The sequence below is a fragment of the Comamonas sp. UBA7528 genome (assembly GCF_002479375.1).
Taxonomy (GTDB): Bacteria; Pseudomonadota; Gammaproteobacteria; order Burkholderiales; family Burkholderiaceae_C; genus Comamonas.
The window spans coordinates 276,448-292,567 of sequence record NZ_DLMU01000009.1 but is presented as its reverse complement, the minus strand read 5'-3'; the positions used below and the strand labels follow the sequence as shown (position 1 = coordinate 292,567).

12 protein-coding genes are annotated in these 16,120 nt (G+C 67.1%); 7 read left to right on the top strand and 5 right to left on the bottom strand.

Annotation, left to right across the window (positions count from 1 at the left end; genetic code table 11):
• Positions 1-69: 69 nt before the first annotated feature.
• The 6 genes from B3349_RS12410 to B3349_RS12385 all read left to right on the top strand — a co-directional run bounded on the left by B3349_RS12410 (position 70) and on the right by B3349_RS12385 (position 8,817).
• Complete coding sequence (locus tag B3349_RS12410) at positions 70-507, top strand: PaaI family thioesterase (RefSeq protein WP_283337877.1); 438 nt, start codon at positions 70-72, stop codon at positions 505-507.
• 125 nt (positions 508-632) lie between these two features.
• Positions 633-1,649 (top strand): NADP-dependent oxidoreductase, encoded by a 1,017-nt coding sequence (locus tag B3349_RS12405; RefSeq protein ID WP_283337876.1) that lies wholly within the window; start codon positions 633-635, stop codon positions 1,647-1,649.
• A gap of 94 nt (positions 1,650-1,743) precedes the next feature.
• A complete protein-coding gene (locus tag B3349_RS12400) occupies positions 1,744-2,664 on the top strand; it encodes an SDR family oxidoreductase (protein ID WP_291589018.1) in 921 nt (306 codons plus the stop codon).
• A gap of 202 nt (positions 2,665-2,866) precedes the next feature.
• A complete protein-coding gene (locus tag B3349_RS12395; RefSeq protein ID WP_291589017.1) occupies positions 2,867-4,174 on the top strand; it encodes an efflux RND transporter periplasmic adaptor subunit in 1,308 nt (435 codons plus the stop codon).
• Positions 4,175-4,192: 18 nt separating this feature from the next.
• Complete coding sequence (locus B3349_RS12390) at positions 4,193-7,360, top strand: efflux RND transporter permease subunit (protein ID WP_291589015.1); 3,168 nt, start codon at positions 4,193-4,195, stop codon at positions 7,358-7,360.
• Positions 7,357-8,817: an efflux transporter outer membrane subunit gene (locus B3349_RS12385; protein WP_291589013.1), complete on the top strand. Its 1,461-nt coding sequence runs from the start codon at positions 7,357-7,359 to the stop codon at positions 8,815-8,817. Before B3349_RS12390 ends, B3349_RS12385 begins: the two co-directional genes overlap by 4 nt.
• 172 nt (positions 8,818-8,989) lie before the next feature.
• Here B3349_RS12385 and B3349_RS12380 read toward each other — a convergent pair whose 3' ends face one another.
• The 4 genes from B3349_RS12380 to B3349_RS12365 form a co-directional block, all read right to left on the bottom strand.
• Positions 8,990-9,721 (bottom strand): TetR/AcrR family transcriptional regulator, encoded by a 732-nt coding sequence (locus B3349_RS12380; protein ID WP_291589011.1) that lies wholly within the window; start codon positions 9,719-9,721, stop codon positions 8,990-8,992.
• Between the two features lie 405 nt (positions 9,722-10,126).
• Positions 10,127-10,504, bottom strand: coding sequence for a hypothetical protein (locus B3349_RS12375; protein ID WP_291589009.1), 378 nt, complete (start codon positions 10,502-10,504; stop codon positions 10,127-10,129).
• A 235-nt stretch (positions 10,505-10,739) separates the two neighbouring features.
• Positions 10,740-11,822: a DUF72 domain-containing protein gene (locus B3349_RS12370; protein WP_291589006.1), complete on the bottom strand. Its 1,083-nt coding sequence runs from the start codon at positions 11,820-11,822 to the stop codon at positions 10,740-10,742.
• Between the two features lie 38 nt (positions 11,823-11,860).
• Entirely contained in the window at positions 11,861-12,289 is a 429-nt protein-coding gene (locus B3349_RS12365; protein ID WP_291589005.1) for a hypothetical protein, read from the bottom strand.
• A gap of 146 nt (positions 12,290-12,435) precedes the next feature.
• Here B3349_RS12365 and B3349_RS12360 point away from each other — a divergent pair, with 146 nt between their 5' ends.
• Positions 12,436-14,814 (top strand): Tex family protein, encoded by a 2,379-nt coding sequence (locus B3349_RS12360; RefSeq protein WP_291589003.1) that lies wholly within the window; start codon positions 12,436-12,438, stop codon positions 14,812-14,814.
• A 127-nt stretch (positions 14,815-14,941) separates the two neighbouring features.
• Here the strand turns inward: B3349_RS12360 and B3349_RS12355 are convergent, their stop codons facing one another.
• Positions 14,942-16,117, bottom strand: coding sequence for a tetratricopeptide repeat protein (locus B3349_RS12355; RefSeq protein ID WP_291589001.1), 1,176 nt, complete (start codon positions 16,115-16,117; stop codon positions 14,942-14,944).
• Positions 16,118-16,120: the final 3 nt, after the last annotated feature.

The window sequence follows — 16,120 nt, the reverse complement described above, 5'->3', positions numbered from 1 at the left end:
TGTGCTCCGTGCGGGCGGCCAGCGCCGCTATGCTCGGGGACTTCCCCCGAATTTTTGGAGACTCTCCCTGTGTTGAGCTTTGGCGCCATCCCCATTCCCTTCGTCGAACATCTGGGTTTCACCCTGCACAAGATGGAAAACGGCGAGTCCGAGCTGCGCTACGAAGCCCAGTCCGACCACCTGAACACCTTTGGCGTGACCCATGGCGGCGCCAGCATGACCCTGCTGGACGTGACCATGGCCGTGGCGGCGCGCAGCCTGGAGAGCGACGACTTTGGCTGCGTCACCATCGAGATGAAGACCAGTTTCATGCAGCCGGCGCGCGGCCTGCTGGTGTCCAAGGGGCTGGTGCTGCACCGCACCAAGACCATGGCCTATTGCGAAGGCAAGGTCTACGACGGTGAAGGCCGCCTGTGCAGCCATGCCACCGGTACGTTCAAATACATGCCGCGGACCGTGCGCCCGGGCAGCAAGGATACAAAGGACACCGTGATCGCCACGGACTGAGCCCCAGCGCGCGCGGCGACCGCCCTGGGGCGGCGCGGCGGCGGGGTGTTGATTTTGCAAGGTAAGAAAGGCTGCGGCGCACCCGCATGGGCGCGTACGCAGCGAACACAACCGAAGGAGATGACATGCCCCGTAACCCACAGATCCTGCTGGACAACCGCCCCCAGGGCGAAGCCACGGTCGACAACTTCCGCCTGACGGAAGCCGACACCCCCGCCCTGGCCCCAGGCCAGGTGCTGGTGCGCCACCATTACCTGAGCCTGGACCCGTACATGCGCGGGCGCATGAACGACTCCAAGAGCTATGCGGCCCCCCAGCCCCTGGGGCAGGTGATGCAGGGCGGCACCGTGGGCGTGGTGGAGGAAAGCCGCCACCCGCGCTTTCAGCCCGGCGACAGCGTGGTCGGCATGGGTGGCTGGCAGACCTACAGCGTGGTGGACGGCGATGCGCCGGGCATGCTGCGCAAGGTGGACACGGCCCATGTGCCGCTGTCGTACTACCTGGGTGCCGTGGGCATGCCCGGGGTGACGGCCTGGTATGGCCTGGACCAGATCATTGCGCCCAAGGAGGGCGAGACCCTGGTGGTCAGCGCGGCCACCGGTGCCGTGGGCAGCGCGTTCGCGGCCCTGGCCCGGGCGCGAAAGTGCCGCGTGGTGGGCATTGCCGGTGGACCGGAGAAATGCGCCTACGCCGTCAAGGAGCTGGGCTTTGACCACTGCATCGACTACCGCGCCCACCCGGATGTGAAGTCCATGGCCGGTGCGCTGAAGGCGGCCTGCCCGGACGGTATCGACGGCTACTTTGAAAACGTGGGCGGCTACATCCTGGACGCCGTGCTGCTGCGCATGAACGCCTTCGGCCGCATTGCCCTGTGCGGGATGATCGCCGGCTACGACGGCCAGCCCCTGCCCATGGCCAATCCGGCGCTGATTCTGATCAACCGCCTGAAGGTGCAGGGCTTCATCGTCAGCGAGCACATGGGCATGTGGCCCAAGGCCCTGGCCGAGCTGTCGGATTTGGTGCAGATCGGCAAGCTGCGCCCACGCGAGTCGGTGGCGCAGGGCCTGGCGGCAGCGCCCGAAGCGTTCCTGGGCATGCTCAAGGGCAAGAACTTCGGCAAACAGCTGGTCAAACTGGTCTGAACCAGACCTTCCCCAGGCGCCCCCGGCAACGGCAGGCGCCTTTTTTCCGGGCGCACGGCGCCCGTGTGGCAGCCATAACAAGGAGACAGACAAGATGCTGAAAGACCTGCAAGGCAAGACGGCGGTGCTGACCGGTGCCGGTTCCGGCTTCGGGCTGGAATGCGTGCGCATCGGCGCGCGCGCCGGCATGCAGCTGGTGCTGGTGGATGTGCAGGCCGATGCGCTGGAGCGCGCGGCGGCCGAGGCCAGGGCGCTGGGGGCGGCCGACGTGCTGGCGCGGCGCGTGGACGTGTCCAGCGGCGAGGCCATGGCGGCGCTGGCGCAGGAGGTCAAGGAGCGTTTTGGTGCGCCGCATTTCGTGTTCAACAACGCGGGTGTGGGCGGCGGCGGTCTGGTGTGGGAGCAGACCGAGGCCGACTGGCAGTGGATTCTGGGCGTCAACCTGTGGGGCGTGATCCACGGGGTGCGCCTGTTCACGCCCATGATGCTGGAGGCGGCGCGCCAGGACCCGGACTGGCGCGGCCACATCGTCAACACCGCCAGCATGGCGGGCATGCTGGCGCCGCCGAACATGGCGGTCTACAACGTCAGCAAGCATGCCGTGGTGGCGCTGACCGAGACCCTGTACCAGGACCTGCGCCTGGTGACCGACCAGGTGCACTGCAGTCTGCTGTGCCCGTATTTCGTGCCCACCGGCATCGCTGACAGCGAACGCAACCGCCCCGCCGACATGAGCAATGCCGTGCTGACGGGCAGCCAGAAGGTGGCGCGCGCCATGTCGCAAAAAGCCGTCGGATCGGGCAAGGTCACGGCCACGCACATTGCTGAGAAGGTGTTTGCGGCCATGGCCGAGGACCAGTTCTACATCTTCAGCCACCCCCATGCCCTGGGCAATGTGCAGGCGCGGATGGAGGACATCCTGCAGCTGCGCAACCCGACCGATGCGTTTGCGGGCCGCCCCGAAGTCGGGCAGCAGCTGCGCGAGGCACTGCGCGGGGCGGCTGCGGCGGCGTAAGCCAGCGCACAGGCTGGTGGCAGCAATGCGGTCTGCGCCATGGCAGGGAACTTGCTGGCGACGGACTGCTCCCAACGATTGCATGGGCGTGCGGCAGCTTTCGCCGCCGCGCATGCAGGAATTGCCCTACATTTGTAGGCTTTACGAAACGTAAACATAAGGGGGCCAGAATGGCCCCTTTCTGATGATCGACCTCTCCCCCATGAAGACTGCCAACACTGCACGCCTGCGCCCGGCGCAGGCGCCTGCCTCCCGTGTGTCCCGTTCCAATTCACACGGTCCGCAACGTGCAGCGTCTGGAGGGTGGTGGTGTGCAGTGGGCGCGGCGCTGTTGCTGGCGGCCTGTTCCAAAGGCGGCGAGCCGGCGGCGCCGGCGGCCAAGCAGGCGGTGCAGGTGGGGGTGGTGACGCTGAAGCCGCAAAGCCAGCAGCTGGACGCCAGCCTGCCGGGCCGCACGCGGGCCTTTCTGACCGCGGAAGTGCGCCCCCAGGTCTCGGGCATCATCCAGAAGCGCCTGTTCACCGAAGGGGCGGTGGTCAAGCAAGGCCAGCCGCTGTACCAGATCGACGCGGCTTCGCTGCAGGCCACCGAGCGCAGTGCCGCGGCGGCCGTGGCCAAGGCCGAAGCCAGCCAGCGCACGCTGGCCGCCACTGCGCGCCGCAGTGCGGAGCTGGTGAAGATCGACGCCATCAGCCAGCAGGCCTATGAGGAAAGCCAGGCCGCTGCGCTCCAGGCACAGTCCGACGTGGCCGTGGCCAAGGCCAGCCTGGAGACGGCGCGCATCAACCTGAAATACAGCCGCATCGAGGCGCCCATCGGCGGACGCATTGCGCTGTCCGCCGTGACGCCGGGTGCGCTGGTGACGGCCAACCAGACCACGGCGCTGACGACCATCGTGCAGATGGACCCGATGTATGTGGACTTCACCCAGTCCAGTGCGGACGTGGTGCAGCTCAAGCGGGAGCTGGAGGCCGGCCGCTTTGCCAAGGTGGAGGGCGACAAGATCGCCGTGCGCATCAAGCTGGACGACGGCAGCGACTACCCGCACCAGGGCAAACTGGCGTTTGCCGGCGTGATCGTCAACGACACCACGGGCACGCTGACCCTGCGCGCCGTGGTCCCCAATCCCGAAGGCCTGCTGATGCCGGGCATGTATGTGCAGGCCCTGCTGCCCACGGCGCTGGCGCCGGATGCGCTGCTGGTGCCCCAGCAGGCGGTGACGCGCGACCTGACCGGTCGCCCCAGCGTGCTGGTGGCCAAGGAAGGCGATGTGCTGGAAAAGCGCGATGTGGAACTGGACCGCGCCGTCGGCAGCCAGTGGTTGCTGCAAAGCGGCCTGAAGGCCGGCGATCGCGTGGTGGTGGACGGGTTCCAGCGCACCAAGCCCGGTGACAAGGTCAAGCCCGTGGAAGTGGACATGCAGGCCAAGGCGGCCCGCAAGAGCACGCGCGGCGAGCCTCCGGTGCAGGCTGCGGCGGACGCACCCGCGGCCCAGCCTGCCGCCAAGTAAGACGGCGAGGCAGCGCACATGGCTCAGTTCTTCATCAACCGGCCCATCTTTGCATGGGTCATCGCCATCATCATCATGCTGGGAGGGGCCTTGTCGATCAAGACCCTGCCGCTGGAGCAGTACCCCGACATCGCACCGCCGCGCGTGACCATCGGCGCGCAGTACACCGGTGCCTCGGCCGAGACCGTGGAAAACTCGGTCACGCAGATCATCGAGCAGCAGATCAAGGGCATCGACAACATGCTCTACATGAGCTCGACGAGCAATGCGTCGGGACAGGCCCGCATCACCCTGACCTTTGCGCCCGGCACGGATGTGGACGTGGCCCAGGTGCAGGTGCAGAACAAGATCCAGGGGGCGATCAACCGCCTGCCGGATGCGGTGAAGACCCGCGGGGTGTTCATCAACAAGGGGGGCCAGGATTTTCTGGTGACCTACAGCTTCTACTCGCCCGACGAGGCCGTCACGGCCGTGGACATCGGCGACTACATCAACAGCAACCTGGTGGACATCATCGGCCGCATCGAGGGTGTGGGCGATATCAGTGTGTTCGGCACCAGCTATGCGCTGCGCATCTGGATGGACCCGGCCAAGCTGGAAAAGTATGCGCTGATGCCTTCGGATCTGGCCGCGGCGCTGAACGCCCAGAACGCCCAGGTCTCGGCCGGCCAGTTGGGTGCCCTGCCGGCGGTGCAGAACCAGCAGCTCAATGCCACCATCACGGCGCGCACCAAGCTCAAGACGGTGCAGGAGTTCGAGGCGATTGTGCTGAAGTCATCCACCGACGGCTCGGTGGTGACGATGAAGGATGTGGCACGCGTGGAGCTGGGTGCCGACAACCTGTCCATCCAGACCAAGCTCAACGGCATGCCCGGCGCTGGCATGGGTATCATCCTGGCCGACGGTGCCAACGCCATGGCGGTGTCGGATGCGGTGGCGGCCAAGCTGGCCGAGCTCAAGCCCTTCTTCCCGAACCGGATCGAGTACTTCGTCAGCTCGGACTCCACGCCGTTCGTGCGCGCCTCGATCAACGAAGTGATGCACGCACTGGGCGAGGCCATGGTGCTGGTGGTGATCGTGATGTTCATCTTCCTGCAGAACTTCCGCGCCACGCTGATCCCTGCGATTGCCGTGCCGGTGGTGCTGCTGGGCACTTTTGGCGTGCTGTCGATTGCGGGCTACTCCATCAACACCCTGACCATGTTCGCCATGGTGCTAGCCATTGGCCTGCTGGTGGACGATGCGATTGTGGTGGTGGAGAACGTGGAGCGGGTCATGCACGAGACCGGGCTTTCACCGAAGGAAGCCACGCGCCTGTCCATGAAGGAAATCACCTCGGCGTTGGTGGGCATCGGGGTGACGCTGTCGGCCGTGTTTGTGCCTATGGCCTTCTTTGGCGGCTCCACCGGCGTGATCTACCGCCAGTTCTCGATCACCATCGTGGCGGCCATGGGCCTGTCGGTGTTCGTGGCGCTGACCCTGACGCCGGCGCTGTGCGCCACCTTGCTCAAGGCGCCGGACCGCGCCCATGGCGATGGCCATGAACGCGCCATCCGCCCAGGTCTGCTGGGCATCAACGACCGGTTCTTCCGCTGGTTCAACCACCATTTCGATGCCACCGCCAACCGCTACCAGCGCACGGTGGCCTTCAGCCTGGGGCGCGCCAAGCGCATGATGCTGATCTTCCTGGCGGTGCTGCTGGGCGTGTGGCTGCTGATGGCCAAGCTGCCCACCTCGTTCCTGCCCGACGAAGACCAGGGCTTTGTCTACGTGAACGTGAACCTGCCCGCCGGGGCGTCCGATGCCCGCCTGCAGGAGGTGCTGGACGAGGTGCGCATGTACCTGGCCGACCAGCCCGATGTGATCAGCTTCAACCAGGTCTCGGGGCTCAACGGCGACCAGAGCTCGGCCCGCGGCTTCATCCGCCTCAAGCCCTGGAGCGCGCGTCCCTTGCCGTCGCAGTCTGCGGCCGCCTTTGCCAACCAGGCCACCCAGGACCTGTCCCGCATCCGCGATGCCCGCGTGCAGGTCATCCTGCCGCCGGCCGTGCGGGGGCTGGGCTCCAGCTCGGGTTACAACTTCATGCTCAAGGACGTGAACGCGGTGGGCCACGCAGCCTTGCTGGCAGCGCGTGACCAGGTGCTCAGCGAGATGCGCGCCAGCCCGCTGCTGACGGCCGTGCGCACCACCAACCTGGAAGATGCCACCGAACTGCGTGTGGATGTGGACGACCGCAAGGCCGCTGCACTGGGCCTGTCGTACAGCGATGTCAACAGCGTGCTGTCCAGCGCCATGGGCGGCACCTATGTGAACGACTTCCTGAACAACGGCCGCGTCAAGCGGGTCTACATCATGGGCGACGCGCCGCACCGCATGCTGCCGCAGGACATTGCCAAGTGGACCGTGCGCAACAAAAACGGTGAGATGGTGCCGTTCGGGGCCTTTTCCAGCAGCTACTGGGCCTATGGCTCGCCCCAGCTGCTGCGCTACAACGGCAGCCCTGCCTACGAGTTCGAAGGGCGTGCATCGCACGGCATCAGCTCGGGCACGGCCATGGAAACGGTGGAAGCCATTTTGCAGAAGCTGCCTGCCGGCATCACCTACGAGTGGACCGGTGCTTCCTTGCAGGAGCGCCAGTCCGGTGCGCAGGCGCCCATGCTGTATGCGATCTCCATCCTGTTCGTGTTCCTGTGCCTGGCTGCGCTGTATGAAAGCTGGACGGTGCCGCTGTCAGTGATGCTGGCCGTGCCGCTGGGCGTGATCGGCGCGCTGGCGGCGACCTATACGCGCGGTCTGACCAATGACGTGTACTTCCAGGTGGGCCTGCTGACCACGGTGGGCCTGGCGGCGAAGAACGCCATCCTGATCGTGGAGTTTGCGGTGCAGCTGCAGGAACAGGGCAAGAAGCTGTTCGATGCCACGGTGGAAGCCGTGCGCCTGCGCCTGCGCCCCATTCTGATGACTTCGCTGGCCTTCGGTTTCGGTGTGATCCCGCTGGCCATCGGCACCGGGGCCGGTGCGGGCGGCCGCAATGCCATCGGCACGGCAGTGCTGGGCGGCATGGTGGCGTCCACGGTGCTGGGCATCTTCCTGGTGCCGGTGTTCTTCCTGCTGGTCCGCAGCTGGTTCAAGAGCCGCTCGCGGCAAGACGACACGCCGGCCGTGAACGAGGAGAGCGCAGCATGAAGCGCCTGATGACGACAACTTCGACCGTGGCGGCCGCCACGGCCCTGACCGCGCTGCTGGCCGGCTGCAATCTGGCGCCGCGCTACCAGACGCCGCAGGGCGCCGTGCCCGACACCGTGACGGCCACGGCCGCCCCGGTGGTGGCCAGCGAGGCGGCGCTGCAGCAGGCCCAGGCCCTGCAGTGGCTGCAATCGGCGCCCTTGCGGGATGTGGTGGCGCTGGCGCTGACACACAACCGCGACCTGCGCGTGGCGATCGAAAACATCGAGAAAGCGCGTGCCCAGTACGGCATCACCCGGGCCGATCTGCTGCCCAGCGTGACCGCCCAGGCCCAGGGCAACCGGGCACGCACGGCGGCCGACCTGAGCAGCACCGGCGCGAGCACCACGACCACGCAGTACACCGCCCAGCTGGGTTTTGCCAGCTACGAGGTGGACCTGTGGGGCCGCATCCGCAACCTGAACGACGCGGCGCTGCAGCAGTTCCTGCAGAGCCAGGACAACCAGCGCAATGTGCAGCTGGGCCTGGTGGCCGATGTGGCCACGGCCTGGCTGACCCTGGCGGCCGACCAGGCCCGTCTGCAGCTGGCGCAGGACACGCTGGCCAGCCGCGAGAAAGCCTTTGCGCTGACCCAGCGCATGCACCAGATCGGCTCGACCTCGGGCCTGGTGCTGGCGCAGAACCAGACCACGGTGGACACCGCACGGGGTGATGTGGCCAGCTACACCGCCCAGGTGGAGCGCGACCGCAATGCGCTGCAGCTGCTGGTGGGCGGTCCGGTGCCGCAGAACCTGCTGCCCACGGCCCGGACGCTGGCCGGTGGTGCGGACAGCGCGGCCTTGCTGCCGGTGCCCGCGCCGCTGCCGTCCAGCGTGCTGCTGCAGCGCCCGGACATCCAGGCGGCGGAACACAATCTGCGCGCCATGAACGCCAACATCGGTGCGGCGCGTGCGGCGCTGTTCCCCAGCATCAGCCTGACGGCCAGCGTGGGCACGGGCAGCCGCGAGCTGGATGCGCTGTTCGGCAGTGGCAACCGCACCTGGAGCTTTGTGCCGCTGGTGAAGCTGCCGATCTTCGACGGCGGGCGCAACCGCGCCAATATCGAGGTGGCCGAAAGCAACCAGCGCATTGCCGTCAGCCAGTACGAGAAGGCCGTGCAGACGGCCTTCAAGGAAACGGCTGATGTGCTGGCCGACCGGGCCCAGTGGGGCAACCGCCTGGATGCCCAGACCAGCATGGTGGCCAATACGCAAAAGGCGTTCGATCTGTCGGATGCGCGCTTCAAGGCGGGCGTGGACAACTACCTGACGGTGCTGGATGCGCAGCGCAGCCTGTACACCGCGCAGCAGACGCTGATCGGGCTGCGCTTGTCGGAGCAGCTCAACCGCGTGACCTTGTGGAAGGTGCTGGGCGGCGAACAACCGGGTGCTGCGCCCACTGGTGCAGCCGCGTCCTGACGCGCAGCGCCACCCCGGGCCGGATCCCGGCCAGAGGGGGCTTTTGACACACGTGACAGCGCCTGCGGGCGCTGTTTTTGTTGGAGGCAGCTTTCAGTCGCACCGCTACACAGCCGGGCGGCCGACGTGGCTGCTGGGCAGACCGGATACGCGGCGCTAGCGGGGCAGGGCTTCAGCCGCCGGCAGCCGGTTTGCGGCGGCCGGACGTGCTGCGCTTCGGGGTGCAGTCGAACAGCAGGCCCACCTGCAGGCGGAACAGCAGGCCGGCGTCCAGCGGCATCTGCGGGTGCAGCACGGTGTTGTTCATCATGGCGTGCCACAGCGGACCCAGCAGCAGTTCGGGGTGGTCCTGCAGCGCCGGCTCCTTCAATTCGCCACGCGACTGGGCCAGCTCGGCCAGATCGCGGATGCGGGCCACCAGTGGATCGTGGGCGGTACGGCGGTACATCTGCGCCAGCTGGGGGAATTCCAGCCCTTCGGCGATCACCAGGCGTGCGGTGGCGGAGCGGCCGCTGCTGTCGATCACGTCCATGGCCGGGGCCACGGCGCGCAGCAAAAAGGCGCCCACGCTTTCGTTTTCCTGCATGGGACTGGACTGCAGCGCCAGCGTGGCCGAGGCGATGTGCCGCTGCATCACGGCTTCGAACAGCGCCTCCTTGGTGTCGAAATAACGGAACAGCGTAACCTTGGACAGGCCGGCGCGGCGGGCCACCGACGCGGTAGTGCCCCGGGCGTAGCCATGTTCCAGAAATTCGGCAAACGCCGCATCGATGATGGACAGGCGTGTGGCTTCGGTTTTTTGGGGGCTGGGGCCGCGCGGGGTGCGGCGGCGGGGGGCGGCGGCATCGCCGGAGGAGGAGGCACAGGTGCGGGGCTGTGCGGCGACAGGGGGGCGCGCGGTCATCGGAGAGTGGGGGCTTATGCCCGGTTTAGGCATGCGGGGGTAAAGAGGCAAATGTTCTTGGTCGCGCATGATGGCATAAGTGTCAAAATGCAACCTTACGTCTTGCTTTTAATAAAATCGCCCAAGTCTTGTCCCATGTCGAAGACGGTCCGGAAAAAAACTGGCAGGGCCAGCGCCAACGCCCGCCGGCCTGCAGCCTCTCCTCGCATCCGAGGGGGCCGTCCATTCCCTTTCACACCACCGGTCGTCCCCATCAGATTTATGCCATGCCGGCGCCTCCAAGAGGCGTTGGGCCATGGCGCCCCCCTTGCGTGCGCGCCTGTGCGGGAGGGGAAAGGGCAGGGGCTGCCAAAGAAAAGCCCGCATGGTGCGGGCTTGCTTGCTATCTACGATCTATCGCAGCGTTTAGCTGCGGCAGTAGTCTTTGGCCGCTTCGTCCACGACGCACAGCAATTGATTGGCATTGGCCAGAATGAGCCCAGACTCCGCACCCGAAAAAGCCCCGAACGAGTAGTTGCCAAATGAAATGCGCAATTCAGGGAGTCTGACGGTGAACTGGCCTTCGATGCACTCCGGTTTTTCAAAGTGAAGAGTGACCGAAATCAGCGGGAGGTTCGGGTAACTGAACTTGAGAAGGAACGATGCGTAATCGTGGTTGGTTCCAGGGTCGGCCGTAATGACTGCGTCGCTGTATCTGAATGCGCTGGAGCCATCCAGGTTGACGGCAAGTGCTTTCTGGAGATGACCCAAAAGTCCCTTCAAGGTTTTGACGTGGTGTTCCATGTGGGCAATCCGCTGGTGAGTGAAGAGACATCCTATTGCCAATTGCCTTCAGGCTCTACCGCAGGGCGAGCCTGTTGCAAAAAAAGCGGCCCACCGAGGGAGACGGGTCTGCATCACAGCGCCGATTTCGACTCCGGCGGCGTGGCTGGCCAGCCGCAGCTTCCTCGCCATTTGCACGGCACAGGTGACGGAGCAGGCGTGGGTGCTGTTACTGGCGCTGCCTGTGGCGCGGTTGCTACTGAGACGGCTGTGGCTGCGCCGCCACCAGCGCCTGGGCCAGCAGCGCAATGGAGCGCGGTGCGCAGCCTTCGGCGTCGTTGCTGATGGTGACGAACGCGGGCTGGCCCGCACCGGTGATGCCGGCAATCGTCGCGGCCAGCACGCTGCGGGTGTGCAGGTCTTCGGAGCGGATTTCGTTGAAGGGGTCGTGCTTTTTCTGGGCGTCCGGGTAGCCGTAGGCGCCAAAGCAGCGGTTCAGGCTCCAGCGGCAGACCAGGGGGCCGGGCCACAGCGCGCGCAGCAGGGGCAGCTGGGCTTCGATGGGCGGCATCTTGCCGTGCAGGCCCAGGCAGTAGGTGCAGCCGTGGGCCTTCAGCACCCGGGCCAGCTCCGGGGTCAGCAGCTCGGGGTCGCGCACCTCCACGGCCACAATCACCTGCGGGTGGGCCGCCAGGGCCAGGCGCACTGCGGCCAGCATCTGCGCCAGCCGCTCCAGCAGCGCGCCGCTGCGGCGCAGCCAGTCCCAGGGCAGGGGGCTGAGCTGAAACACCAGCACGCCCAGCTTGCCTGCCAGGCCGTCCAGCGCGGGCTGGACGAACTGCTGCACGGCCAGCTCCGGCGCCAGAAACACCGGGTTGGGCGACTGGCCCTTGCCGTCCTCGCTGCGCACCTGGGCATCGGTCACCACATTCGGGCACTTGACCAGAAAGCGGAAGTCCGCCGGCACCTGCACGGCCATCTGCGCGTACTGCTCGGTGGTCAGTGGCCGCCAGAAGCTGCGGTCCACGCTGACGGTGCGCAGCAGCGGGTGCTGGCCATAGGCGGTGAGGCCTTTTTTGGACAGGGTGCTGGCGTCGTACACGCCGTCCCACACCAGGCCGTCCCAGCCAGGGTAGGACCAGGTGGACACGCCCATGCGCAGGCCCGCAGGTAGTTGTGCCGCCAGGGCGCGCCAGGCTTCACCGTCCGGCGCGGGCAGCACGCCGCGCGCGGCCTTGCGGGGCGCCGCAGGCGCAGCGGGCGTGGAGGCAGCGGGGGAGGGGGCTGCCGCTGGGAGGGGCGGTGGTGCGGGCGGGGCCCCAAACAAATCGTCTTGCATGCCGTCTTGCAGAAATGGCCTGTGGACTGTAGCGGGATTCACAAGCCCGCAAACAGGCTGCCCTCATCCAGCAGGGCATGGGCAATCTCGGGGCGCTGCTCCATGCAGCGGCGCACGGCTTCGGGCAGGGCCTTGCGGGTTTTGCGGCACAGGCCGGGCATGGGGACCAGCTCGATCTCCAGCCCGCGCAGGCCTTGCGTGCCCTGGCGGCCGGGGGCGATGTGCAGCTGCAGGCCCAGCTGGTCGGCCATGCGCTGCTGCAGCTGGCGCAGCTCGGCCAGGGTCCGGGCCTGTTCCAGCCGCTCGGCCAGCTTGGCTTCCTCTTCCCGCGTCAGCAGCAGGATGCGGTGGTCGCCCTGGCCCGATTCCAGCAGCGCCGCATGCCCGCAGATGCAGGCCCCGGGCGGGCAGGGTACGCGCAGGGGGAACAGCTGCAGAGTCTGGAAGGGCGGCCGGGGGGCGGGCATGGCTGCATTCTAGAAAGGCGCGGCGGGCCGTCGATCCGTATTTGCATTCGGTCACAGCCTGGGCGGCGCGGGGACGGCGGTGGGCCCGGATGCTTGTGGCACACTCGTTTGTTTCCCAATTACAGCGCCATGGGGCGCCCGATTGCATGCAAAAGATCATTGGCCAGATTGCCCAGGAACTGAATGTCAAGCCGCAGCAGGTGAGCGCGGCGGTGGAACTGCTCGACGGCGGCGCCACGGTTCCGTTCGTGGCGCGTTACCGCAAGGAGGTCACGGGCGGCCTGGACGATACCCAGCTGCGCACACTGGACGAGCGCCTGACCTATCTGCGCGAGCTGGAAGACCGCCGCGAGACCGTGCTCAAGGCCATCGATGAGCAGGGCAAGCTGACCGATGTGCTGCGTCTGGCCATTGCCCAGGCGCCGACCAAGCAGGAGCTGGAAGACATTTACCTGCCTTTCAAGCAAAAGCGCCGCACCAAGGGCCAGATTGCCAGGGAGTTCGGCATCGAGCCGCTGGCCGACAAGCTGTTTGCCGATCCCACGCTGGACCCGCACAAGGAGGCCGAGGCCTTCTGCCAGCCCGCGACCACGCTGGACGATGGCAAGCCCGGTCCCGATTTCTCGACCACCTTCGCGGTGCTGGATGGGGTGCGCGACATCCTGTCCGAACGCTGGGCCGAAGACCCGACCCTGGTGCAGAAGCTGCGCGAATGGCTGTGGGCGGAAGGTCTGCTGCGCTCCAAGAAGGTGGAGAGCAAGAACGAGGACGACCCGGAGGTTGCCAAGTTCCGCGACTATTTCGACTACGACGAGCCCATTGGCCGCGTGCCCTCGCACCGTGCGCTGGCCGTGTTCCGGGGCCGGGCCCTGGAAGTGCTGGAAGCCAAGCTGGTGCAGCCGGTGGAGCCGGAACCCGGCCAACCCAGCCTGGCCGAAGGCCGGATTGCCCTGCACCTGGGCTGGAGCCATGCCAAGCGCGCGTCCGATGATCTGCTGCGCAAGTGCGTGGCCTGGACCTGGCGCGTCAAGCTGAGCCTGTCGACCGAGCGCGACCTGTTCAGCCGCCTGCGCGAAGACGCGGAAAAAGTGGCCATCAAGGTGTTTGGCGACAACCTGCGCGATCTGCTGCTGGCCGCCCCGGCGGGCCAGCGCACCGTGATCGGCCTGGACCCGGGCATCCGCACCGGCGTCAAGGTGGCCGTGGTCGACAGCACCGGCAAGCTGGTGGACACCACCACCATCTACCCGCACGAGCCGCGCCGTGACTGGGACGGTTCGCTGGCGGTGCTGGCGCGCCTGGTGGAAAAGCATGGCGTGAACCTGATTGCCATTGGCAACGGCACGGCCAGCCGGGAAACCGACAAGCTGGCGGCCGATCTGATCAAGATCGCCGCCAAGGCCGACAAGGCCATCGAGAAGGTGGTGGTCAGCGAAGCCGGTGCCTCGGTGTATTCGGCCAGCGAGTTTGCGGCGCTGGAGATGCCCGATGTGGACGTGAGCCTGCGCGGCGCGGCCTCGATTGCGCGCCGCCTGCAGGATCCGCTGGCCGAGCTGGTGAAGATCGACCCCAAGAGCATCGGTGTGGGCCAGTACCAGCACGATGTGAACCAGAGCGAGCTGGCCCGCCAGCTGGACGCCGTGGTGGAAGACTGCGTGAACTCCGTGGGCGTGGACCTGAACACCGCGTCGGCCCCGTTGCTCAGCCGCGTATCGGGCCTGTCGGGCGCGGTCGCCAAGTCGGTGGTGCGCTGGCGCGATGCCAATGGCTCGTTCCAGAACCGCAAGCAGCTGATGGAGGTGGCCGGCCTGGGCGCCAAGACCTTCGAGCAGGCGGCCGGTTTCCTGCGCATCCGCGGTGGCGACAACCCGCTGGACATCACCGGCGTGCACCCCGAGACCTATGCCGTGGTGGAGCAGATCATTGTGGCCACAGGCAAGCCGGTGGACCAGATCATGGGCCGCGCCGAGGTGCTCAAGGCCCTCCGGCCCGAGCAGTTCGCCAGCGAGAAGTTCGGTGCCGTGACCATCAAGGACATTCTGGGTGAGCTGGAAAAGCCCGGCCGCGATCCGCGCCCCGACTTTGTGGTGGCGCGCTTCAACGACGGGGTGGAGGACATCAAGGACCTGAAGGAAGGCATGACGCTGGAAGGCACGGTAAGCAACGTGGCCCAGTTCGGCGCCTTTGTGGACCTGGGCGTGCACCAGGACGGCCTGGTCCACGTGAGTCAGATGAGCCACAAGTTCGTGGAGGATGCGCGCGAGGTCGTCAAGACCGGCCAGATCGTCAAGGTCAAGGTGCTGGAAGTGGACGTGGCCCGCAAGCGCATCAGCCTGAGCATGAAGCTGGACGCCGCACCGGCACGCCGCGACGGCCCCCGCGACAACCGCTTTGAAAGTGCCGGCCGTGGCAACAGCCAGGGTGGCAACCGGGGCGGCTATGCCCAGCCCCAGCGCGGCAACCAGCCGGAGCAGCAGAACGCCATGGCATCGGCTTTTGCCAAGCTGCAGGGCCTGAAGAAATAAGCCCAGCGCAGGCCGAAAGCGACCACGTGGCCGCAAGGCCGTGTGGCGCTACCCGGAAAAAGCGGCCCAGTGGGCCGCTTTTTTCATGGTCTGACAGTCCGCGGCTGCCGGGGTGCGCGCAGCGTGTTCAGTTGCGCCACCTGGGGGCGATGTAATCCCACAGCGGGGTAGGGTCGCGGGTCAGGCTGGTGGGGGCGGTCGGTGCCGTCAGCGGGATGGCGCCATCCTGGGTGACATCCATGTAGGCGAGCTGCTGCATCCACCCGATATCGATACCGCCGGCGGGCGTGGGGCGGGAATAGATCAGGGCCAGCATGCGCTTGGCCGGCTCGCTGCCCATGTCGGAGGCGCGCTTGTACAGCCGGATTGCTTCGGTGTAGTTGGCGGGCACGCCTTCGCCGCGGTGGTAGACCCGGGCCTGCTTGAAGGTCTGCCAGGCGCCACCAGCCTGGCCGGCATTGCCGGACGGGCGTGACTTGAAGGTGCCTTTCTGGTCGCTGAGCACGTTCAGATTGTGTTTGGCCGCTTGCGAGCTTTTGGCGGCGCTGCGGAACTGTTCCATGGCTTCATTGGTCTTGCCCTGGGCGGCCAGTTCCATGCCCAGTTCCACCCGGGCATTGGGATCGCCGGCCTCCGCCGCCTGGCGCAACAGCTGCTGTTTGCGCCCGGCCGTGTTGATGCCTTCACGCCGGGCGGTGGACGGCACGGCCTCATCCAGTGGCGCCACATCGTCGAGCAGCAGCCATTCCAGATAGGCGGCGCGGCCCGGGGCGGTCTTGCGCAGTGCCTGGATCCATTGCCGTGCGGCCTCGGGCTCGGGGCGCTGGCCGCAACCGTCGATGGCGCACCAGGCCAGGCCGGCGGCTGCCAGGGGGTGGCCCAGTGCCTGGGCACGCTCAAAGCTTTGCTGGGCCTGCACCGGTTGCAGGGGCGTGTGCAGCCCATGCAGCTGCAGCAGCCCCCATTGCCAGGCCGCTTCGCGCTGGGCGCGGATGCTGGCCTCGGTGCGCTCGCCCTTGGGCAGCGGTGCCGTGGCCTGTGCCTGCAGCTGCTGGATGGCGGTGGATTTGCCGAGCTGGTCGGCCTCCAGCTGCACGGCGGGGCGGCGGCCGCGCAGCTGGTCCGCATCGATGCGGGGCGGCGTCTGCGCTTCCTGGAAGGTGATGGTGGGGCTGGGGCTTTGGCGCGGCTGTGCGAATCCGTGGCTGCACAGCAGGGTGAGCCCCAGCAGTGCGCAGAGCCTGGAAGGGGTCCAGACCCTGCCACCGACGGGCTGTCCATGGGCGGTGGGTGCAAGGCGCATGGC